This is a genomic window from Nocardioides panzhihuensis (genome assembly GCF_013408335.1).
Taxonomy (GTDB): Bacteria; Actinomycetota; Actinomycetes; order Propionibacteriales; family Nocardioidaceae; genus Nocardioides; species Nocardioides panzhihuensis.
Window position 1 is genome coordinate 3,516,186 of sequence record NZ_JACBZR010000001.1, and the last position, 19,715, is coordinate 3,535,900.

26 protein-coding genes are annotated in these 19,715 nt (G+C 68.3%); 19 read left to right on the forward strand and 7 right to left on the reverse strand.

Annotated features, from left to right (window positions below):
* Positions 1 to 42 precede the first annotated feature (42 nt).
* A complete protein-coding gene (locus BJ988_RS16665) occupies positions 43 to 531 on the forward strand; it encodes a sigma-70 family RNA polymerase sigma factor (protein WP_218860924.1) in 489 nt (162 codons plus the stop codon).
* Positions 528 to 1,619 carry a hypothetical protein gene (locus tag BJ988_RS16670; RefSeq protein ID WP_179658992.1) on the forward strand — a complete coding sequence of 364 codons (1,092 nt, stop codon included), beginning with the start codon at positions 528 to 530 and terminating at the stop codon, positions 1,617 to 1,619. Before BJ988_RS16665 ends, BJ988_RS16670 begins: the two co-directional genes overlap by 4 nt.
* Positions 1,620 to 1,768: 149 nt before the next feature.
* On the opposite strand, the gene BJ988_RS16675 is transcribed toward BJ988_RS16670, so the two are convergent.
* Positions 1,769 to 3,316 (reverse strand): family 10 glycosylhydrolase, encoded by a 1,548-nt coding sequence (locus BJ988_RS16675; protein ID WP_179658994.1) that lies wholly within the window; start codon positions 3,314 to 3,316, stop codon positions 1,769 to 1,771.
* 153 nt (positions 3,317 to 3,469) lie between these two features.
* Here BJ988_RS16675 and BJ988_RS16680 point away from each other — a divergent pair, with 153 nt between their 5' ends.
* Both BJ988_RS16680 and BJ988_RS16685 read left to right on the forward strand, forming a co-directional pair.
* Positions 3,470 to 3,961 carry a SigE family RNA polymerase sigma factor gene (locus tag BJ988_RS16680; RefSeq protein ID WP_179658995.1) on the forward strand — a complete coding sequence of 164 codons (492 nt, stop codon included), beginning with the start codon at positions 3,470 to 3,472 and terminating at the stop codon, positions 3,959 to 3,961.
* Positions 3,958 to 4,791, forward strand: a complete 834-nt coding sequence (locus BJ988_RS16685) for a hypothetical protein (protein WP_179658997.1) — start codon at positions 3,958 to 3,960, stop codon at positions 4,789 to 4,791. The genes BJ988_RS16680 and BJ988_RS16685 overlap by 4 nt, the downstream gene beginning before the upstream one ends.
* Before the next feature lie 7 nt (positions 4,792 to 4,798).
* Here BJ988_RS16685 and BJ988_RS16690 read toward each other — a convergent pair whose 3' ends face one another.
* Positions 4,799 to 5,707 (reverse strand): aminoglycoside phosphotransferase family protein, encoded by a 909-nt coding sequence (locus tag BJ988_RS16690; RefSeq protein ID WP_179658998.1) that lies wholly within the window; start codon positions 5,705 to 5,707, stop codon positions 4,799 to 4,801.
* Between the two features lie 68 nt (positions 5,708 to 5,775).
* On the opposite strand from BJ988_RS16690, the gene BJ988_RS16695 reads away from it, so the two are divergent.
* Positions 5,776 to 6,300, forward strand: coding sequence for a cupin domain-containing protein (locus tag BJ988_RS16695; RefSeq protein ID WP_246321510.1), 525 nt, complete (start codon positions 5,776 to 5,778; stop codon positions 6,298 to 6,300).
* Here BJ988_RS16695 and BJ988_RS16700 read toward each other — a convergent pair.
* Both BJ988_RS16700 and BJ988_RS16705 read right to left on the reverse strand, forming a co-directional pair.
* Positions 6,285 to 6,737 carry an NUDIX hydrolase gene (locus tag BJ988_RS16700; RefSeq protein WP_179659001.1) on the reverse strand — a complete coding sequence of 151 codons (453 nt, stop codon included), beginning with the start codon at positions 6,735 to 6,737 and terminating at the stop codon, positions 6,285 to 6,287. The two genes, BJ988_RS16695 and BJ988_RS16700, sit on opposite strands and share 16 nt — an antisense overlap.
* A 31-nt stretch (positions 6,738 to 6,768) precedes the next feature.
* Positions 6,769 to 7,245 carry a pyridoxamine 5'-phosphate oxidase family protein gene (locus tag BJ988_RS16705; RefSeq protein ID WP_179659003.1) on the reverse strand — a complete coding sequence of 159 codons (477 nt, stop codon included), beginning with the start codon at positions 7,243 to 7,245 and terminating at the stop codon, positions 6,769 to 6,771.
* Positions 7,246 to 7,335: 90 nt separating this feature from the next.
* On the opposite strand from BJ988_RS16705, the gene BJ988_RS16710 reads away from it, so the two are divergent.
* The 14 genes from BJ988_RS16710 (at position 7,336) to BJ988_RS16775 (ending at position 15,822) form a co-directional block, all read left to right on the forward strand.
* The gene (locus BJ988_RS16710) at positions 7,336 to 7,917 is read left to right on the forward strand and encodes a hypothetical protein (RefSeq protein ID WP_179659004.1); all 582 of its coding nucleotides are present in this window, start codon (positions 7,336 to 7,338) and stop codon (positions 7,915 to 7,917) included.
* 295 nt (positions 7,918 to 8,212) lie between these two features.
* Positions 8,213 to 9,862 (forward strand): recombinase family protein, encoded by a 1,650-nt coding sequence (locus BJ988_RS16715; protein ID WP_179659006.1) that lies wholly within the window; start codon positions 8,213 to 8,215, stop codon positions 9,860 to 9,862.
* A gap of 370 nt (positions 9,863 to 10,232) precedes the next feature.
* Positions 10,233 to 10,436 (forward strand): helix-turn-helix domain-containing protein, encoded by a 204-nt coding sequence (locus BJ988_RS16720; protein ID WP_179659008.1) that lies wholly within the window; start codon positions 10,233 to 10,235, stop codon positions 10,434 to 10,436.
* Positions 10,436 to 10,600, forward strand: a complete 165-nt coding sequence (locus tag BJ988_RS16725; RefSeq protein WP_179659009.1) for a hypothetical protein — start codon at positions 10,436 to 10,438, stop codon at positions 10,598 to 10,600. The genes BJ988_RS16720 and BJ988_RS16725 overlap by 1 nt, the downstream gene beginning before the upstream one ends.
* Positions 10,601 to 10,888: 288 nt before the next feature.
* On the forward strand, positions 10,889 to 11,539 hold the full coding sequence (locus BJ988_RS16730; RefSeq protein WP_179659010.1) for a hypothetical protein: 651 nt from the start codon (positions 10,889 to 10,891) through the stop codon (positions 11,537 to 11,539).
* Positions 11,536 to 11,760, forward strand: a complete 225-nt coding sequence (locus tag BJ988_RS16735; protein WP_179659012.1) for a hypothetical protein — start codon at positions 11,536 to 11,538, stop codon at positions 11,758 to 11,760. Before BJ988_RS16730 ends, BJ988_RS16735 begins: the two co-directional genes overlap by 4 nt.
* On the forward strand, positions 11,757 to 12,104 hold the full coding sequence (locus tag BJ988_RS16740) for a hypothetical protein (protein ID WP_179659013.1): 348 nt from the start codon (positions 11,757 to 11,759) through the stop codon (positions 12,102 to 12,104). Before BJ988_RS16735 ends, BJ988_RS16740 begins: the two co-directional genes overlap by 4 nt.
* 102 nt (positions 12,105 to 12,206) lie before the next feature.
* A complete protein-coding gene (locus tag BJ988_RS16745) occupies positions 12,207 to 12,524 on the forward strand; it encodes a hypothetical protein (protein ID WP_179659014.1) in 318 nt (105 codons plus the stop codon).
* A gap of 97 nt (positions 12,525 to 12,621) precedes the next feature.
* Positions 12,622 to 13,125, forward strand: coding sequence for a hypothetical protein (locus tag BJ988_RS16750; RefSeq protein WP_179659017.1), 504 nt, complete (start codon positions 12,622 to 12,624; stop codon positions 13,123 to 13,125).
* A gap of 189 nt (positions 13,126 to 13,314) precedes the next feature.
* A complete protein-coding gene (locus tag BJ988_RS16755; protein WP_179659018.1) occupies positions 13,315 to 14,154 on the forward strand; it encodes a phage major capsid protein in 840 nt (279 codons plus the stop codon).
* A 12-nt stretch (positions 14,155 to 14,166) separates the two neighbouring features.
* Complete coding sequence (locus BJ988_RS16760; RefSeq protein ID WP_179659019.1) at positions 14,167 to 14,580, forward strand: hypothetical protein; 414 nt, start codon at positions 14,167 to 14,169, stop codon at positions 14,578 to 14,580.
* 124 nt (positions 14,581 to 14,704) lie between these two features.
* Entirely contained in the window at positions 14,705 to 15,007 is a 303-nt protein-coding gene (locus tag BJ988_RS16765) for an HNH endonuclease (RefSeq protein WP_179659021.1), read from the forward strand.
* A 117-nt stretch (positions 15,008 to 15,124) separates the two neighbouring features.
* Positions 15,125 to 15,577, forward strand: coding sequence for a hypothetical protein (locus tag BJ988_RS16770; RefSeq protein ID WP_179659023.1), 453 nt, complete (start codon positions 15,125 to 15,127; stop codon positions 15,575 to 15,577).
* Positions 15,578 to 15,678: 101 nt separating this feature from the next.
* Positions 15,679 to 15,822: a hypothetical protein gene (locus BJ988_RS16775; RefSeq protein ID WP_179659025.1), complete on the forward strand. Its 144-nt coding sequence runs from the start codon at positions 15,679 to 15,681 to the stop codon at positions 15,820 to 15,822.
* Here the strand turns inward: BJ988_RS16775 and BJ988_RS16780 are convergent.
* The 3 genes from BJ988_RS16780 to lepA all read right to left on the reverse strand — a co-directional run bounded on the left by BJ988_RS16780 (position 15,819) and on the right by lepA (position 19,691).
* Complete coding sequence (locus BJ988_RS16780) at positions 15,819 to 16,940, reverse strand: HNH endonuclease (protein WP_179659027.1); 1,122 nt, start codon at positions 16,938 to 16,940, stop codon at positions 15,819 to 15,821. The two genes, BJ988_RS16775 and BJ988_RS16780, sit on opposite strands and share 4 nt — an antisense overlap.
* A gap of 361 nt (positions 16,941 to 17,301) precedes the next feature.
* The gene (locus BJ988_RS16785) at positions 17,302 to 17,802 is read right to left on the reverse strand and encodes a GNAT family N-acetyltransferase (RefSeq protein ID WP_218860926.1); all 501 of its coding nucleotides are present in this window, start codon (positions 17,800 to 17,802) and stop codon (positions 17,302 to 17,304) included.
* Between the two features lie 8 nt (positions 17,803 to 17,810).
* Positions 17,811 to 19,691 (reverse strand): translation elongation factor 4, encoded by a 1,881-nt coding sequence (gene lepA, locus BJ988_RS16790; protein ID WP_179659029.1) that lies wholly within the window; start codon positions 19,689 to 19,691, stop codon positions 17,811 to 17,813.
* Positions 19,692 to 19,715 lie beyond the last annotated feature (24 nt).

Consider the following 19,715-nt stretch of genomic DNA (forward strand, 5'->3'; position numbering starts at 1 on the left):
GTCGCGCCTAAACCGATAATGACTGCTGTGCGTCATCCAGGCGTGAGCCGAGAAGAATTCGCCGACTTCTACGTCGGCGCCAAGGACCGCTGCCTGCGTGCGGCGATCGCCACCGGCATGGATCCCGGCCGGGCCGAGGAAGCCACCGCTGAGGCCTTCGCGCGCGCCTGGTCACGCTGGCCGACGGTCAGACTGGCCAACTCGCCGGCGGCGTGGGTGGTCCGCACCGCGATCAACGTCGACATCTCCTGGTGGCGCAAGCGCCGCCGCGAGCTGACCGTTCCCGACACTCCCGAACAGCTCCCCCGCCACGACTCCGACGACGACACCGACCACGACCTGTTGGAGGCCGTACGCCGGCTGCCACCGCGTCAACGCGAGGTGGTCGCGCTGCGCTACTTCCTCGACCTCGATGCCGAGACGACGGCCCACGAGCTCGGCGTCGCTCGCGGCACCGTCTCCGCCTCGCTCCACCACGCGCTCAAGACTCTGCGGCTGCAGCTGACCAACCCCGAAGGGATGCTGTCATGAAAGACATCGAGACCTCGCTGCGCAACAGCAGTCGCCAGACCCTGGATGTCCCTGCCGCCGAGATCCTGCGCCGGGGCGACCGGATGCGTCGTCTCCGTCGCGGGTCGAAGGCGGTCGCCGCCGTCGCGGCCTTCTCGCTCGCCGGGATCATGGCGTACGTCGCGATCCCTGACCGACTGATCGACTCGAACATCGCCACCCCGGAACCGTCGACGTCGGACGGGTCCCAGCAGAAGACTCCCGTCGACTGGTCGGGCAAGCCGACCAACCTCACGCCCGATGAACTCGACAGTATGAGCGAGCGATGCCTCGAGACGGCATGGAGCGATGTGAGAGCCAACTACGAAGCCGAGCGGGAGTTCGTACCCAAGGCGGACAACCTCATCGACCCCGATGACGTCGAGCAGATCCCAGCAGGCACCTGGCCGTTCCTCGCCCAGAAGCGTGGAGCGACGGCTAGGGCGATCTTCAAGGGCACCGACTACGCAGTGACTTGCTCGACTGCGACGGACCCCCAGCGGAGCGCGACTGCCGGGCCCGACTTCACCATGGCCTTCGGGACGCCGGAGTTCTGGGGCTCCTTCGCAGAGACCGGGCCGTGGGAGGACTTCTCCCGTGGAAGCAGTGGCGACAGCACGGAGTTCATGCTTCCTCTCCCGGAGGCGCTGAACGTCACCGAAGTGGTCTTCACCTCGAGCGGAGAGGAGATCCCGGCAACTATCGTCAACGGCGTGGCGGTCGCATGGATCGACCACGAGGTTGCCGTCGAGTCGGCGAGCTTCCGCGCCTACGACGCCGACGGCAATCTGGTTCATGGCGAGGCGCCTGAGCCGCCGACCACCGAATGGACCGAGACCGCAGAAGGGATCCGGGTGACGCGATCGCTCGGCAACGAGACGCTGGAGTCCGCCTGGTTCTGGGTCGGCAAGCAGCGGTTCGACGCGACCATCACCGAGGACAACGTGGCCGTCGCGCTGATCCCGACCGGGAAGCTCACCACGGATCAGCTGAACAAGCTCCAGATCCAGGGCATCTCCCCCGAGGGTTACTCCTTGAGCGGTTGCAACGGAAAGCCCTGCGGCCCTTAGCGCTGGGCCGCCACGTACCTCTCCGCCGCCGACCGCGGCTTGTCCCCGAGCCCGTCGATGCCGATGACGCTCGGGAGCAGGCTGCGGTCGGTGCTGAGCGCCTTGAAGAGCGTCGAGACGGTGACTCCGTGGTCGGGGCGGTGCCCGGCTCAGGAGAACGAGGCCGTTGCGATCCCTCCAGCCCTGACACGTACGACATCGACGGGACGCTGGTCGGCGCCCTTGGGCACCGCGACGCGGACCTGATAGAGCCCGGGCGGCACGTGCACGAAGCCGAACCAGCCCGAGCCGTCGGCCTTGGCGGACAGCGACGGTCCTGCGTGGTCGAGGGGTCGCAGCGTCACGGCCGTCTGGTCGAGCACCGTGCCATCAGCGAGCCGGGCCACGCCGGTCACGTGCCCGTCGGTCGGGGCCGACTTCCAGGGCATGTCCGGCACCGCCGCAGGAGTCTCGAAGGGCCCTCCGGGCCCGGCGAGCGCAGCTGTCAGCGCAGCCAGCTCGGCAGGCCGTTTCGACGGGTCGGCCAAGGCCTCGCGGCTCGGGTTGGCGTAGGCGTACCCGCTCCAGCCGGCGCCCTGGTTGCCCGCGGCGCTCGGCGTGACCGCCTGCCAGGCCTGCGCCACCGAGTCGGCCACGGAGTTCAGGTAGAGCGCCGGGCCGTTGACCGCCTGCCGCCCGGCCTGGTTGTCGGCGAGGAACTCCGACCACTCGTCGTACATCGTCGCCTGCGCCGGCATCCAGTCACGCTTGTAGTTCATGGTCACGGCGGTGTCCATGATCCCCTCGGACAGCCAGCCCTTCCAGTCCTGGAGGACCTCGGCGTACGTGCGGGTCTTGGTCCAGCCGCCCACGGCCTCGGGGCCGTTGCCGTAGGTGATCGCGTCCATCGAGAGCCGTGCGCTCGGGTCCACCGACCAGAGCCCGAGATAGATCTTGCGGACCAGACCGGTGACCTGGTCACGGCGCCACTGGCTCCACTGAGCGTCCGAAGGCGCGGGAACGTCCGTACGTCCCGCGGCCGCCTGGAAACGAGCGACCGAGACGTCGTTGTAGCCCCAGTCGCTGTGGGTGGTCGTCGAAGAGCCGTCGGGGTAGCGGACGTAGTCGAGGTTGATCCCGTCGACGTCGTAGTTCTGCACGATCGACTGCACACCCTCGACGATGTAGTCGACCACGCCGGGGTGCCCCGGGTCGGCGTAGGCGTTCGCGCCCACGCGTTCGGTGCCGTCGTACTTCTTGTTCAGCCACCGCTCGCCCCCGGTCGCAGTGGGGCCGTGCTGGTTGAACGCGTGCTCGGGCGAGCGCGGCGCGGTCGCGGAGTTCCACATCGTGTTCACGTTGACCCAGGCGTGCACCTCGATCCCGGCCGCGTGCGCCTCGGTGATGATCTCTTGCAGCGGGTCGTAGGGGGCGGGGGCGATGGCCGCATCCGTACGCGGATAGAGCGCGTCGTTGCAGAAACAGTCCCAGCGCCGCGCGGTCTGCACGATCAGCGCGTTGACGTGCATGTCTTCGGCGACCTGGACCAGCTCGTCGACCTGCGCGGGGGTGTAGATGCCCCGGTTGAAGCCGTCGACCCACAGGCTGCGCCACTGCTCGGGCGGGTCCTTCTCTGCGGCCGCCCCAGGTGACGCGGGGGCCATCATCGCCCCGATCAGGGCCACGGCACTCACCACTGCGAACAGGAAACGTCTCATCATGACCTCCGTCGCCCCCGCGGCCGGCGCCGTCGCCGGCTGATCGAGCGTAGGGGCTGGGCGCGGTCGGCGGAGCCGATTCGGCCAACCCGGTTGCCAGGTTCGGTTTCCGGCGAGAATCTCTCGACAGCGACTAAAGGGATCCGGGTGCTGATGCGTCAACAGGCTGTGAGCTTCGAAGAGTTCGGCGCGTTCTACGCGTCCCACAAGGACCGGTGCCTGCGAGCGACTGTCGCGAGCGGAGTCGACCCGGGACGTGCCGAGGACGCGGTCTCCGAAGCCTTCGCCCGCGCCTGGGCGCAGTGGCGGACGGTCCGCAACGCCCGGTCGCCGGCCGCCTGGGTCGTGCGCACCGCGATCAACGCCGACATCTCCTGGTGGCGCAAGCGCCGACGCGAGGTCGGCCCTCCCGAGGACACACCGGACGCCCACCCCGACCTAGACGGTCGCCGCGACCTCATCACCGCCGTACGCCGCCTGCCCAAGCGGCAGCGCGAGGTGGTGGCGCTGCGCTACATCCTCGACCTCGACACGGTGACCACATCGGTCGCCCTCGACATCTCGCCGGGCACCGTCTCGGCCCACCTGCACCTCGCGCTCGCCACGCTGCGAGCCGATCTCGCCACCGAAGGGACACTCTCATGAGCACCGACCTCGAAGACGCCCTGCGCACCAGCGGTGACCTCACCCTCGACCGGCCGCTCGCCGAGATCCGGGTGCGCGGTGACCGGCTCCGCCGGCGACGTACGTCGCTGCTCGTTGTCGCCATCACCGCGGCGTGCGTCCTCACGGCCGGGGCGGTCCTCGCCGGTTTCGGGCGCGGCCCGCTCGCCGTCGATGTGAGTCCTGCCGACCAGAGCGCGCCAGCACGCCCCGAGGTGCTGACCTGGACCGGAAAGCCGACCAACGTCACCGATGCCGAGCTGGCGACGATGAAGCGCAGGTGCCTCATCGGAGCTGCGCAGGACGTCTCTGACACGGGCCGCATGGACCCGTCGATGCCGGACACGTTGGATCCCGATCAGGTCTATCCGATCTTCGCGGAGAGGCGCAACGACTTCGGGCCCGAGCACGACAACGAGCTGCGCGCGTACTTCCTGACCGGCGACTATCTCATCGACTGCCGCGGCTACACGACCGGCTCCAGCCTGCCGAGGGCCGAGGACGTCGCCGGGATGGCAGACCGCGTCACGCCCTTCCCCGGCATGGGCCTGTCGGAGAACTCCAGCACCGCGTGGACCACCAACTGGCTCGACTTCATGTCACCCGTACCCGCCGAGGCCGTCTCCGTGAAGTTCTTCATCGGCGGCAAGCACGTCGACGGCGCCGTCAACAACGGGATCGCCGTCGCCTGGTTCAGCGCTGAGGACGTGAAGAAGAGACAGGACAGCGTCGGCTATGCGGCCTATGACGCCGCCGGGAAGCTGGTCGCCGGGACCACACCGGTCCCGAGCGGGACCTGGCCGATCTTCTAGGTGGCCCTCAGTCCTGGACCGCCTTGGCGACCGAGATCATCGCGGTGATCCACTCTTTATCAGGTCCAGCCTTGTCCGGCGTCGGGTTGTCCTCGACCTCGTCCTTGACGTTGACGATCAGCCGCAGCACCACCCACGCTCGGGCGCGGTCTTCGTCGAGCTCGGCGGCGTCGACGAGCGCGAAGAAGCGGTCGCGGACGCCGTCACGGATCCGACCCGCGTACTCGTCGAAGCGGTTCCACAGCATCGGCGCGAGCTCGTAGTGCGGGTCGCCGGAGAGCGGCTTCGGGTCGATCGCGAGCCACTCCTCGCGGTCACCCCGGAGAACATTGGTGAAGTGCAGATCCGTGTGGATCAGCGTCCCGTCGGTGGCCTCGTCACGGGCGAAGTCGCCAGCGATCGCCCGGGCCTGCTCGACCATCCGCGGCGGCACCGGAAGCCGCCGTTCCTTCTCGCCCAGCTCGCTCACCCAGCGTGCGGCCTGCTGCGACAACGTACGCAGCTGCGGCGGGGCCGCGACGTGCAGCCGCCGGTAGAGACCGCCCACGATCTCGCACGCCTGCACGTCCCAGAGCTCGGAGAGGTCCTCGGGGTGCAGCCGCTCGAGCAGCAGCGCGAACCGCTTCGGGTCGGCCCGCAGCAGCCGTACGGCACCCCGACCGCCCCACACCTGCAACGCGAGCGCCTCGTGCTCGGCCTCCCAGTGGGGCCAGCCGACCTTCAGCACCGCAGCCTCGCCCTCCGCGGTGCGCACCGGGAGCACGACGGCGCAGCTGCCGTGGGTGGAGGGGCCGTCGACGGTGAGCGACCACTCCTCGAGGAGGTCGCGCAGCAGACCCGGGAGGTCGTCGAGCCACGCCGCCCATGATGGACCGTTGGCCGCGAGGGCCAGGAACGAGTCCGGGACGAGGGTCACGGCGGCAACCCTACTGGCGCAATTTCTATGGGCTTCCCAACCCTGGACGGATCGGGCAGTTTTGGCCCATGTCACTTCCAGAGTCGATGGGGACCAAAGGTGTTCCCTACCCGCCCGAGCGCTACGACGACGATGCCGGAGAGGTCTCGGCGTTCTATCGCCCCGACGCCACTCCGCCGGACCTCAGCTACCCCAACGGCGTGAAGGTCGACTATCTCGCCACCGGAGCGACGACCGCGGGTGACTACGGGCTCTACCGCTGGCACTTCGGCCCCGGTGAGACCGGTCCGGGGCCCCATTTCCACCGTGCGGTGGCCGAGTCGTTCTACGTGCTGACCGGGACGGTGCGGATCTTCAACGGCGAGGAGTGGATCCCGGCCGGCGCCGGCGACTTCGTGCACGTGCCGGTCGGCGGCCTGCACGGCTTCCGCAACACCACCGACGAGCCCGCCTCGATGCTGCTCCACTTCACCCCCGGCGCGCCGCGGGAGGGCTACTTCGAGGGGCTGCGCGAGCTGGCCGAGGGCACCGAGCTCGGCCCGGACGACATGGCCGAGTTCTACAAGCTCCACGACAACTACTGGGTCGGCTGAGCGAGCTTCAGCGCCTCCAGCCCCATCCGGACGATGGGGCTGGTGGTGTCGGCCCCGATCACGGGATCGTCCACCCCGACCCACCCTGCGAACGCGGTGGTCCCGTCGACCTCCAGCGTGCCCAGCTCGCCCCCGACGATCCGTGCCGCGAAGACCACGCGGGTGGACTGGTAGGGCCGGCGTCCGGGCTCGAACGGCACGACGTGCACGTCGGTCGTCAGCGGAGCGCCGACCTCGACGTCGTACCCGGTCTCCTCCTTCACCTCGCGCGCCACCGCGCTCGGCATCTGCTCGCCGTAGTCCACACCGCCACCCGGGAGCGTCCACCCCGGCTCGTTGCGGTGGTTGCCCTTGAACCAGCTCAGCAGGATCCGGCCATCGTCGTCGACGACGACGGCGTACGCCGCCACGCGGGTGTCGTACTCGGTGAAGTGCATCCCTGCGAGACTAGCGCGGAGACGCCCGAAGTCAGTCGAAGACGAAGGCCGTCGCGTCCTTCGGGAACGACGTCCACGCCCGGATCCGGCGTGGATGCACAGCCGGTGTCCCCGCCGTGTAGTGCTTCGCCTCGAAGACGTTCTCGCCGTACTCGGGATACTTCGCGTTCAACAGCGCCGCGATCTCCTCTGCCACTGCCCGCGAGAACGAGGTCGTACGCACCTCCCCCTCGACGACGACCAGCTTCCACGGATCCGGCAGGTTCACCGTCACCTTCGGATGCGCGGTCGCGAGCCGCATGTGCAACGTCTCCGGACTGCCGCCGTAGACCAGCTTGTCCTCGAACCAGATGCCGTCCAGCGGCGTCACGTGCGGACTCCGCCCCGGCCTCTCGAACGCGAACCAGAACTGCTTCGCCTCGACCAGCCGCCGGCGTACGTCCTCCCACTCCATCAGCTCGCTGGGCGTGCCGTACTCCTCCGGGAACCGAACCTGTTCTGTACGCATGCGTGTCACTCAACCACCGCCCAGCCCCCACCGACCCGACCGTTCTTGCGCATAAGCGGTGCCCGGGTCGGTTGTGATGGACTGGCCGACATGCACTTTCGGGCTGCACCCATGGTCGTCCTGCTCGCTGCGACGTCGGGCTGCGGAGCCGAAACGGTCCCGGTGACGACGGAGGCACCGACGCCGTTCTCGGCCTCCTCGGCGTCGGTGCCTCAGGGCTTCGCCGCGGCCGAGTGCCTGGCGGTGGTCGGCGGGAAGGCGGCAACGCTGAAGCTGGTCGTACCGGACGGCTTCGCCGCCGAGTCCACCGGCCCGAGCGAGCAGACCCCTGGCGGCCAGTGCACCTGGCGCACCTCCGAGGACCGCTTCCTCAGCGTCGAGGTCGGCGAGACGGAGTCGCTCCTGGACCTGAACGGCGAGCTGAAGGAGTACGAGGGCATCGGTGGCGACGACGAGGTCAAGGACGTCACCTACGACGCCCCCACCGACGCCTTCGGCGAACTCGAGGGAGAGCGGCTCAGCTGGTGGTCCTACTCCGACGGCATGCCCGCCGACTGCGTCCAGGTGCAGGCCAACGGCATCCGTCTGTTCTGGCAGAACCCCGACGACATCGATCAGCGGCTCGACGATCTCGACATCGTCCTCGATAGCGTCGAGCTGATCCGATCCTGACCGCTGTGCACTGGTCATCAGGCGGCGAGGGTGTGGTCCAGCAGTACGTCGCGCAGCACGAACTCCGCCCTGGACAGGGGTGGTGGGTCTTGGCGCCAGGTGTCGGGTGGTGGGCTGGTGTAGATGTGCCCGGTTGGTGTGATGGTGATGATGCTGCCGTCGGGTCCGGGTCTGGCTTGCCAGCCGAGGGCTTCTTTCGCTTGGTTGCATCTTTCGCAGAGCCCTTGGAGGTTCCTGGTACTCGAATTAGGTACTGTCCTTTGTGTACGGCCAAGCACACACGAAGGACAACCTCATGACAGCTCTACTGACCGAGCCGCCAGCTACCAACGCGGCTCTCACGCTCGACCTCGACGCGCTCATCGCCGCCAACGTCGAGGCCATCAACGGCGACATCGCTCGCCGACGCACCCCGACCCGGTTCGCGATCTACGCCCGCATCTCCTCCGACCCCGACGGCACCGAGGAGGGCGTGGACGAGCAGGAAGCCGACCTGCGGCACTACATCGAGAGGTTCTACCCCGACGCGGTGATCGTGCGCGGAGCGGTCTACAAGGACGACGACCGGTCCGCATTCAAGGAGAACGTGCGCCGTGACGGGTTCGAGGACATGCTCCGCGACGCAGACCTCGGCATCTTCGACGCGGTCGCAGTCCGCGACTCAGACCGGCTCTACCGGCGTCTGGACGAGCTGCCCCGGATCACCAAGGAGTTGGTTCCGCACGCCCAGGTCGTCGCCATGATGGAGGGCGAGGTCGACCTCACCACGGCCGCCGGAATCCTCCGCGCCCAGATGCTCGGCGCCGTCGCCGAGCACGAGTCCCGTCGTAAGGCTGAGCGGGTCGCAGCCAACGCCCGCCACCGCGCCCAAGGAGGAACCATGACCGCCAGCAACCGTCCCTACGGCTGGGCCTGGAAGCAGCCCTGCGACGCCGGAGACGATTGCGAGCACCGGAAGCCCCACGCCCCAGACGCGCGACCTCGTGTCGGGAGCAGGGCGGGCCTGGTGCCCCACCCGGTCGAAGGACGGTACGTCGCCGACGCCTACGAGAACGTCGCCGACAAGGGCTGGTCGCTGCGCCAGGTGGCCCGCTGGCTGACCGAGGAGGGTCAGACCGGCACCCTCGGCGTCCCGTTCACTGAGAGCCTGCACATCCGCAAGATCCTCCTCTCGCCGCGCAACGCCGGGCTGGTCGCCCACGGCGACAAGGTGGTCGCCAAGGAGAAGGACGGCCAGGCTCTGGTGTCGGTGGACCTCTGGCAGCGGGTCAAGCTTCTCCTGGAGGACCCCACCCGCCGGACCTCGCCTGGTCGCCCTGCCAACTCGGCGCTGTCCGGGATCGCTCGCTGTGGGCTGTGCGGTGGCCCGATGAACGCCTCGAAGGGTCACTCCCGGTCGAGGCGGACCGGGGAGAAGAACCCGCCGGTCCCGATCTACACCTGTGGCAGGAAGCTGGAGATCCGCAAGCGGCAGGCCCTCGTGGACGACTACGTCCTGGGCTACCTCGGCAAGTTCCTCGCCGAGGGTGCCGATCGTCTCCGGGAGGCCGCCAGCGACGACACCGTCGGCGCAGCCGAGATGCTGGCCCGCCAGGAGATTGCCCGCCTCGGGGAGCAGATCGACTCCTACAAGCGGTTGGGGACCGAGTTTGACCCCGCCGACCTGGCCGAGATCCTGCGGGACCTGCGTACGAAGAAGGCCGACGCGGAGGCCCGCGCGGCGAAGGTGTCGCGTCGACCCTCGGTCGGCGCACTGCTCGCCGAGGAGGACATCGAGGCGGCCTGGGACGCGCTGGTCGAGGCCGACGACAAGGAGCCGCTGCGCAACGTGATCCGAGACGTCGTGGAGACCATCGAGGTCCACCGCCGACCCCGGAAGGGCAACACCCCCATCGATGAGCAGGTGACGATCAAGCTCCAGGAATGGGCCCGCGCCGAGGGGTGAACCCCACCTCAGCGAAGAAGATCTGCCAGGTCGCCGAGATCAATTTTCGCTCCGGCACCACATTCGCCAAGGGAATCTGACCGGCCCCGAAAGGCCCCGAGTCCACATCGGACTCGGGGCCTTTCCACATTTGGGGCGGGGTTGTTCACAGGCGCACCGCTGTTATCCACCGGGGCATCGGAGTTATGGCCTGGCCCCATTCAGGGTGGGTCACGCCCATGCGGATGTGACCGTCGGAAAGTCGAAATCATCTGTTTGCATGGATCGCGACGCGTCGATAACGGCCGTTGACGCGGACGCCCGGTTAGCACGGCCAAGCACACACCGAGCGTCCGCTACCTATCCGAACAGGAAAGGCAGGACCCAGCCTATGCGCACCCCCATCTCCGACCCCTGGCTCACCCTCACCCATGGGGCCGAATACGCCGACGCTCACCCCGAGACGCTCCGGCGCGCGATCCGTCGAGGCGACCTCGCAGCAGCGCGGTTCAACCGCAACCTCCGCATCCGGCAGAGCGCCATCGACGCCTGGATGACCGGCGACCAGCCGGAGCCGTCCGACGAGGTCGCGTGATGACCCGGTGGGACGACCTGGCCCCCGAGGTGCAGGCTGCCATCGACCGTCAGCTCGCCAAGACCCGTCCACTGTCCGAGTGGCCCGACGAGAAGGTCCGCCGTCTCGCCGCCCACCTTGGGCTCACCAAGGGGACGGGCGGTGATGCAGATGCCGCCGCCTGACGAGGAACGCCGCCCCTGGTGCGACCAACACCAGGAGGCGGCGGAGACGCAGACCAAACCTCTGGCCCACATCGTACGGCCCACCGGCTGCGTTTGCGGCTGCGTGAACGGGGTCGACTGCATCACCGACACCAGTCCGCTCGACCGATACCGCCGCAAGCTCGGACTCGATCCCGTTGACCGACCCGACGACTGGTGGCTCGACCCGTACGCCGACTGCCGATGCCAGCGCGGCTATTGGACTGGCCGAGGTGTCTTCGTCTGCCTCTGTCGCCAGGAGGTGGCCTGATGGGTGCCCTCGAAGTCGCCATGAGTAAGGCCGAGGCTGAGAAGGTCACTCTGTCGATCCAGTACACCCTCAAGGCCGTAGCAAGCTCGTGGAGCAAGGCCGTCGACCTCATGGAGCAGGCGGAGGCCGGCGGAGCGTGGAAGGCCCTGGGGTACGCCTCATGGACGGCGTACTGGTCCGCCGAGTTCGGCGACATCCTCAGGGGCATCAGCCGCGATGACCGACGCCCTGTCGTGGCGAAGATGCGCGAGCTGGGCATGTCGACCCGCGCCATCGGCAAGGTCGTCGGGGTCAGCAAGGACACCGTGCAACGGGACCTCGCGGAGGCAGGTGTCTCATCTGATACACCTGCCCCGCCGGTCACCGGCGAAGACGGGAAGACCTACCGGAAGCTCCGCTTGTTGCCCTCGGGGAAGCCGGACGCCGCCTCGACCGAGGACATGGGGATGGCCGTCCCGCCCGTGACGAAACGGAAGCCGCCTGCGGTCTTCGTCGGAGATCCGACCCTGATCGCGGGCATTCGGAGGGACCTCGACACCCTCGCTGATCGCATTTCCCAACTGGACGACGACGGCGTCCAGGAGTTCCGCCGGACGTACGCCGACGAGCTCGCAGCCATCGTCCGCATCGCTAGGGGGATGGTCGAATGACTAGTCCCTTCGTCTGGGTGTACGACGACCCAGTCCGAGGTGCCGTCCTCCTCCGGGGAGCGCCCACTCAACAGGTTCTCCAGGCCGCCCACCTCGACGGTCTGGCCCGCTGGTCCCAGGGCGGCCACGGGTGGGTCCTGTCTCGGGCCCACCTCCCGGACCTCCTGGCCGCTGGGGACCTCGTCGGCGTCCGGTGCCGGATCAAGGAGGTGACCGGATGACGTGGGTGAGGACCGGCACCGAGTTCCCCGCCGACGCGGCCAACGTCGACTTGTCGGACGCCGCCTACAGGACCCACCACGAGGTCATCACGTGGATCTGTCTAGTCGAGCGGATGGACTGCCGGATTCCGAGGCGCATGCTCCGCAAGGTCGCGACCACGGAAGGGTTCGAGGTCGCCGCGAAGGAGCTTGTCGGCCTCGGTTGGTGGCGGGACCGGGGCGACGACTTCGAGGTGATCCACCACGCCGACACCATCCGGTCCTCGCTCGGCGCGCAGCGGAAGCAGCGGGAGACGTCGAAGAAGACGAGCCGGACCTACCGGCTCAACCACCCCGGGAAGTGACGCGTCACGTGACACGTCTCCCTGACTGTCTGCCTAAAGAAGCCAAGAACAAGAGAACTCTCACGCGCACGCACGCGCGCGCGGAGAACCCAACCGAAGGAGATGACCACCATGACCGAGAACGCCCCGGACCCCGGACGACACGTGGACCTCGACGCCGAAGCCCTCGGTGACCTCGACTATAGAAAGGCGGCGGCGGACTACCTGCTCGGCCCTCGTCCGCCGGAGCACCTGCGACCGTCCCCTGAGGAACTGCGCGCCCGTCTGCTGGTGATGAACGCCGACGCCGAGAAGGCCGCCGCCGACCCGACCGCCGTACACAGCCCCAACACCTGGGCGGTGCTCCGGGCGCAGCTCGACCGCGCCGGACTCACCGAGGCGGACGTGCCCTGGCTCACCGTCGTAGGGGACGACCACTAGCCACCGGGGAGGGGATGGTCCCCTCCCCGGCTCGATGACGACCCACCCCCCGGCATAGGGCCGATCCCTCTAGCCATCGAAATGGAAGGAACCAACCATGACCACCACGACCACCTCGGACCTCCCCGAGGAGCCGCAGAACGGCGACCAGGGCACCCCGGAGCCGACCCCGGCACCCGAGACCCCCACCGACCCGCCCGAGGGCTCCACGGGGCCGCAGGAGGAGCCGGAGGAGACCGCCGAGGACGGCAACCGCGAGGCCGCCAAGTACCGCCGCCGCCTCCGGGACACCGAGGCCGACCGGGACCGGCTCGCCAGCCAGGTCGAGGCGCTCCAGCGGACCGAGATCAACCGGCTCGCCGTCGCCGAAGGAATCAAGGCCGAAGCCTTGTGGGCGTCCGGCGCAACCCTGGCCGAGCTGCTCGCCGACGACGGGAACGTCGACCCCGCCAAGGTCACCAAGGCAGCGAAGGCCGCCGTGGAAATCCTCGGACTCAATCAGCGCCGAGGACTCCGCGTCCCACTCGAAGGGCGCAACACCGGGACCCCGAAGCTCCAGGAGCGCACCTTCGCCGACGCGTTCAAGCCGAGCAGCGCGTAGGCTTTACCCCAGAGCCAGTACCCCGGTCCGTGACCGGCAGCGGGCTCACAGCAGCCCCAGGGGGCGCATGGGACCAGGCCAGCGGCCGCCCGTGAACAACACGTTCACCGGCGGCCGCTGCTCCGTTTTCGAGGCGTAGTTCCTCAACGGCAGATCGAGGTGGCCGCCCTCCTGACAAGGAGCCACGTCGTGGCCACCGAAACCACCACCACCTCTGCCAAGGCCTGGGCACCCGACGCCTACTTCGCCGCCTCCGACGCCGTCCCCGACGCCCTGATCAACTCCACCTCCACCATCGCCGGTGATGTCGACGGCGACGCCCCGGTCGTGCGGGTCGCCTACGTCGATGACGCCGAGGCCCAGATCACCCCCGAGGGCGACCCGATCCCCGAGGCCGACCCCGACCTCGCCGAAGTCCTCGTCGCCACGATCAAGGTCACCCAGCTTCTCCGGCTCTCGGCCGAGCAGTGGAACCAGGACCGGGCCGCCGGGATGCTCTCGGAGTCCGTAGCCCGAGCCGTCACCAAGCGGGCCAACCTCGCCTACCTCCAGCAGCCCGCACCGGTCGCACCGGCCGTGGGTCCCACCGGCCTGCTCAACCTCCCCGGAGTCATCGACGGGGGCGAGGTCGCCGGAGACCTCGACGCGCTCGTCGACCTCGACGCCACCCTCGCCGGAAACGACGGGACCCCGTCCCACGTCCTGGCCTCCCCGACCGCGTGGGCCTCGCTGAGGAAGCTCAAGCGGGCCACCGGCTCCGCCGAAAGCCTCCTCGGCGTCGGAGCCGAGGACGCCGTCCCCTTCCTGATCGACAAGCCGGTGATCGTCACGAACGCGCTCCCGGCCGACACCGGGATGATCCTCGACCGGACCGCTGTCATGTCGGCTATCGGTCAGGTCGTCGTCGCGACCAGTGAGCACGTCTACTTCGCCGCCGACTCCATCGGGGTCCGGTGCACCTGGCGCTCCGGCTGGAACGTCGTGCACCCCGAGCGCATCGGGAAGTTCACCGTCGGCCTCCCGGCCTAAGAACTGATCACGATGGCGCTCATCGAGACCACCGACCTGGCGGCCTTCGCCGACATCGAGGCCAGCCAGGCCACCGCGATGATCGCCGACGCGGTCGCGCTCGCCGTCCTCGTCGCCCCCTGCCTAGGCGACGAGGGCGGCCTGACCGACCACCAGAAGGCCGCCGCCAAGGCGATCTTGCGCGGGGCGATCCTGCGCTGGAACGACACCGGGACCGGAGCTTTCCAGGCCCAGACCGCTGGCCCCTTCACCGTGCAGATGGACACCCGCCAGCAGCGCCGCGCGATGTTCTGGCCCAGCGAGATAGAGCAGCTTCAGGAGGTCTGCTCCGGCGGCGTCAACGGCGGAGCGTTCACCATCAACACTGCGCCCACCATGACGTCCTGGGACCCCATCCAGGACTGGCTCACCGCCGCAGGCGAGTAGCACCTGGGGTGGGGGTCAACGTCACCGGGACGGCTAGTCATGGGAGCCGACCCCGGATCGAAGGTGGAGAGCGGGCCGACTTCTCCCGTACCGACCCACCTGCCCCACCCGAACCGGGACCACGATGACGACCAAGACGAACCCGCGCCGCAGCAACGGCCACCGCAGAAACAAGGTGCGGGCCCGAGTCCTCCGAGAGGAGACCGAGTGCTGGCTATGCGGTCAGTCGGTCGACACCACACTTCCACCAGGGCTCCCCACCTCGCCCGAGGTGGACGAGGTCGTACCGGTCAGCCGCGGTGGAGACCCATACGACCGGGCCAACTGTCGGCTGGCTCACCGGCTGTGCAACCAGCGTCGAGGCAACGGCACCCGAGGTCACCGGGCCCCGGCCGTCGAGGTGATCGCGACGAGCCGGACATGGTGACCGACCCCCAGGGGGAAGACCCCTCTCCCCACCCTCAACAACCCTCCTCCGGCATAGGGTTAGTACCCCCGTTGGGAAACGCCCGATGCCCCGGAACGGCCCCGAGAGGAGCCCCGGATGGCTGCCGTTGACCCGGACGACCGCGCCGACAAGGCACTCGAACTTCACCTGGCTGGCCTGCCGTATCAGCGGATCGCCGAGGTGCTCGACTACGCCAACAAGGGCGGTGCCTATAAGGCTGTACGACGGGCCCTGACGGCCGGGAAACCCCCGCCCGCGAACCCAGCCCCAGCAGGCGACGACGAGGACGGAGACAGCGATGACCGGGCCACCGAGATCGAGGTGGAGTTGCTCCGGCTCGACGCCATGAGGGCCGGTCTGTGGTCCAAGGCCCGCCGGGGTGACGTCCAGGCCGTGGACCGCGTGATCCGGATCGGCGAGCGCCAAATGGAACTCCGCGCACTCCTCCGACGACACACCCCAGCCACCCCGGTCACCACGCCGTTGTCCGACTTCGAGGAGCGACTCCGGGAGCGCCAGCGTTACCTGGGCGAAGGACGCTCGTCGTAGCTGGCAGGGCGATGGAACCCACGATTCACACGTACCCAACGTGGAGGACGCGCATCGCGAAGGCCAGAGGCGTCGGCGGAGACCCTGACAACCTGCCCGGCATGGATAACGAGGAGAAGTTGGCGGCCGAGCTCAAGAAGGTCGCGAAGGTCGTGGAAGGGCTTACGGAGCGGGTGAAGGCGTTGGAGGACGAGTTCGTGAAGCGCGACAAGGCCGTGGCTAAGGCCATCCGCGACCGCCGTTAGGCCGCCAGCGTCTCGCTAGGTAACCCGGGTATTAGGTTCTCGGCGTTGGTGGTGCCGCCGTCTGCGTGGCGTTCGACGTGGTCGACGTTGCGGATCGGGGCGTCACAGCCGTTGGTGCGACAGATCCCGCCGTCGCGGGCGGCGATGAACTCGGCCAGCCCTTCAGGCGCTTTGCGGGAGCGGGACTCCATCGCGACCAGCTGCCCGGCCGGGTCGGTGAACAAGCGACGGACGAAGACCTCGGCATCGGCGAGCGACTCACGCGCCCAAGCAGCAGGGACAGGTCCGTAGCTCTCCACCATGGCCGGCTGGTCGCTGTCAGCAGCCAACGCGTCGGCGGTCATCACGATCTTGACCTCGATCCGAGGCTTCGCATCGACGCCGTCACGTCCGGTGACACGGTCTACCAGGGTGTCGGCCATGACCTGTCCGCGGGTCCGTTCATCCCCAGCAGCTTGGGCAGCCTTGGCTGCCTGATCGAGTGCGGCGTAGACGGCAACGCCGTCCTTGACCGGGAGCAGCGCACCCAGCCAGGTCATCGTGTCCGGTGCCGGTCGCACGCTGACTCGGCGGTCTTTCTCTGCGTTCGCGGCTCGGTTGACGACGGATTCCTGGTCGAGGGTGATGGCGAGCTTCTTGGCGGCGTTCTCGAGCTGTCGCAGTCCCATCGTCACCACAGCAGGCGGTTCGCCGTCGGGGCTGGGCGCGCAGAGCTGGTAGTCGATGACCCGCCGGTCCTCCATCGAGAGGCAGGCGGTCTCGCGGGCGAGGATGGTGGCTTGCCACTGCGAGAACAGGCCCGCCTTCATCAGAGCGAAGGTGTGGGGCATCTCCGCAACCAGGATCTTCGCCAGCCCGAGCAGTATGGCGCCTTTGGCGGGTGAAACCCGCCGCGCCAACGCGACTTGGGAGGTGACGCCTTCGCCGAGCTTGCGGGCAGGGATCCCGGCCTCGGCCTGCCGGGCGCGGGTGGCTTCCTCGAGGCGTACGGCTGCTTCTGCCTGAACAGCCTCAGCGGTGCACTTGATCTCTTCGAGCCGACTGATCCAGTCGACCAGCTCCTTCTCGGACGCACCCGCAGGCGGCCCGGCGAGAAGCTCGTCGACGGTCTCGTTCATACGCCTCATTATATGTGAAAGAGTCGTCTGTGGCTACCTGTTTGTGCTGGTCAGCCCCGATTTACACAGTCAGCGAACAAGCAACTTGAACCCCGCGCCACACCCTCGCCGCCGCCCCGATACAGGCGAAATCTTTCTCGATCAGGTGCCGAGTCAAGGACCGCGAAGCGGCCGGCGAAGCCGGCGCCCGAAGGGCGTCCTTGACGCGGCGCATGATCGAGAAACACTCGAAGAAGGGTCGGCGGCGAACGCTGAAACGAAGTAACAGTCGCTCAGCGAGGTTTCCCCGACGCGAACCGTGTTGGTCTCGACACGCCTCCGCCTAGCGGCTCCGGCGGCTCGACCAGCGGGGTGGGAGGTCTCAGAGACTCCGGATCCAATGATCCGGAGGCACATCATCCCGCCCAGCAACAGCCTCGAAAGTCTCCGCCCATCGTTCACCCCAAGCCCGCTCAGCAACCCGACGCCAGAAAGCCATGGCCCTGGTGTTGTCATGCTGGAACGGAATGGCCCAAGGCCCAGCGTGCCGAGCGATCACGTCAAGCGCGAGAGTCTGCCCCAACCCACCACGACGCGCGGCCGGGACGACGAAGAACGCCTGCATGACGCGCTCCACGAACCCCAGGCCCCGAACGAGCGCGAAACCCACTGGCGCGGGCTCCCCGGTGTTCGGGTGGGGCGCCCAGGCGAGATAGCCGCAGCGGTCGTCGGCCGGATACTCGTCGAGCCATTCGTGCCGGTAGCGGCCGTCCGCGAGCGGGAAGCCATTGACGATGGGCGCGAGGTCATGACGGAAGTCCTGCCACAACCAGGCGACGGTCTCCCATTCGGCCTCGCCGGAGACCGGCCGGATCTCGACCACCGGTCGGGTCACTTCTTCCCGGCGGACTTCTCGGTGGAGGGCTGGGTGGTGGAGAGGGCGGCGACGAAGGCTTCCTGGGGAACCTCGACGCGGCCGACCATCTTCATCCGCTTCTTGCCCTCCTTCTGCTTCTCGAGCAGCTTGCGCTTACGCGAGATGTCACCGCCGTAGCACTTGGCGAGAACGTCCTTGCGGATGGCTCGGATGGTCTCGCGGGCGATCACCCGGGCGCCGATCGCAGCCTGGATCGGCACCTCGAACTGCTGCCTGGGGATCAGCTCGCGCAGCTTGCCGACCATCATGACCCCATAGGCGTACGCGGCCTCGCGATGCACGATCGCCGAGAACGCGTCGACGGGCTCGCCCTGGAGCAGGATGTCGACCTTGACCAGGTCGGAGGCCTGGTCGCCGGTGAACTCGTAGTTCAGCGAGGCGTACCCCTTGGTCGAGGACTTGAGCTGGTCGAAGAAGTCGAAGGCGATCTCGCCCATGGGCAGGACGTAGCGCATCTCGACGCGGTCCGCGGAGAGATAGTCCATGCCGCCGAGGGTGCCGCGCTTCTTCTGGCACAGCTCCATGATCGTGCCGATGTAGTCGGACGGCGAGAGGATCGTGGCCTTGACGACCGGCTCGCGCACCTCGCGGATCTTGCCCTCGGGGAACTCCGACGGGTTGGTGACGATGTGCTCGGAGCCGTCCTCCATGATCACCTCGTAGACCACGTTGGGGGCCGTCGAGATGAGGTCGAGGTTGAACTCGCGCTCGAGACGGTCGCGGGTGATCTCCATGTGCAGCAGGCCGAGGAACCCGACGCGGAAGCCGAAGCCGAGCGCGCCCGAGGTCTCCGGCTCGTAGGTCAGGGCCGCGTCGTTGAGCTGCAGCTTGTCGAGCGCCTCGCGCAGCACCGGGTACTGGTCGCCGTCGATCGGGTAGAGCCCGGCGAAGACCATCGGGTTGGGGTGCGAGTACCCGCTGAGCATCTCCTTGGCCGGGCGGTTGTTGCCGGTGACGGTGTCACCCACGCGCGACTGGCGGACGTCCTTCACGCCGGTGATCAGGTAGCCGGTCTCGCCGACACCGATGTGGTCGGCCTTGACCGGCTCCGGGCTGATCACACCCAGCTCGAGCATCTCGTGCACCGCGCCGGTCGACATCATCTTGATCTTGTCGCGGTGGGTCAGCTTGCCGTCGAAGACCCGGACGTAGGTGACCACGCCGCGGTAGGTGTCGTAGACCGAGTCGAAGATCAGTGCCCGCGCGGGCGCATCCGGGTCGCCGACGGGCGCGGGCACCTGCTTCACGATCTCGTTGAGGAGATTCTCGACGCCGAGACCGGTCTTGGCGGAGGTGAGCAGGACGTCCGAGACGTCGCAGCCGACGAGGTTGGCCAGCTCCTCGGCGTACTTCTCGACGTTGGCCGACGGCAGGTCGATCTTGTTGAGCACCGGGATGATCTGCAGGTCCGCGCCCATGGCGAGGTAGAGATTCGCCAGCGTCTGCGCCTCGATGCCCTGCGCGGCGTCGACCAGCAGGATCGCGGCCTCACACGCCTCGAGCGACCGGGAGACCTCGTAGGTGAAGTCGACGTGACCGGGGGTGTCGATCATGTTGAGGATGTACGTGCCCGGCTCGGCGCCGGCCTCGTTGCCCTCCGCCACCGTCCACGGCATGCGGACAGCCTGCGACTTGATCGTGATGCCGCGCTCGCGCTCGATGTCCATGCGGTCGAGGTACTGCGCCTTGGCCTCACGCTCGCCGACGACACCCGTCAACTGCAGCATCCGGTCGGCCAGTGTCGACTTGCCGTGGTCGATGTGGGCGATGATGCAGAAGTTGCGGATGATGGCCGGGGCGGTGGACCCAGGCTTCGGCGCGGAGTTCGTGGGCACGGGCTGCTTTCGCTCTGTGTCTCT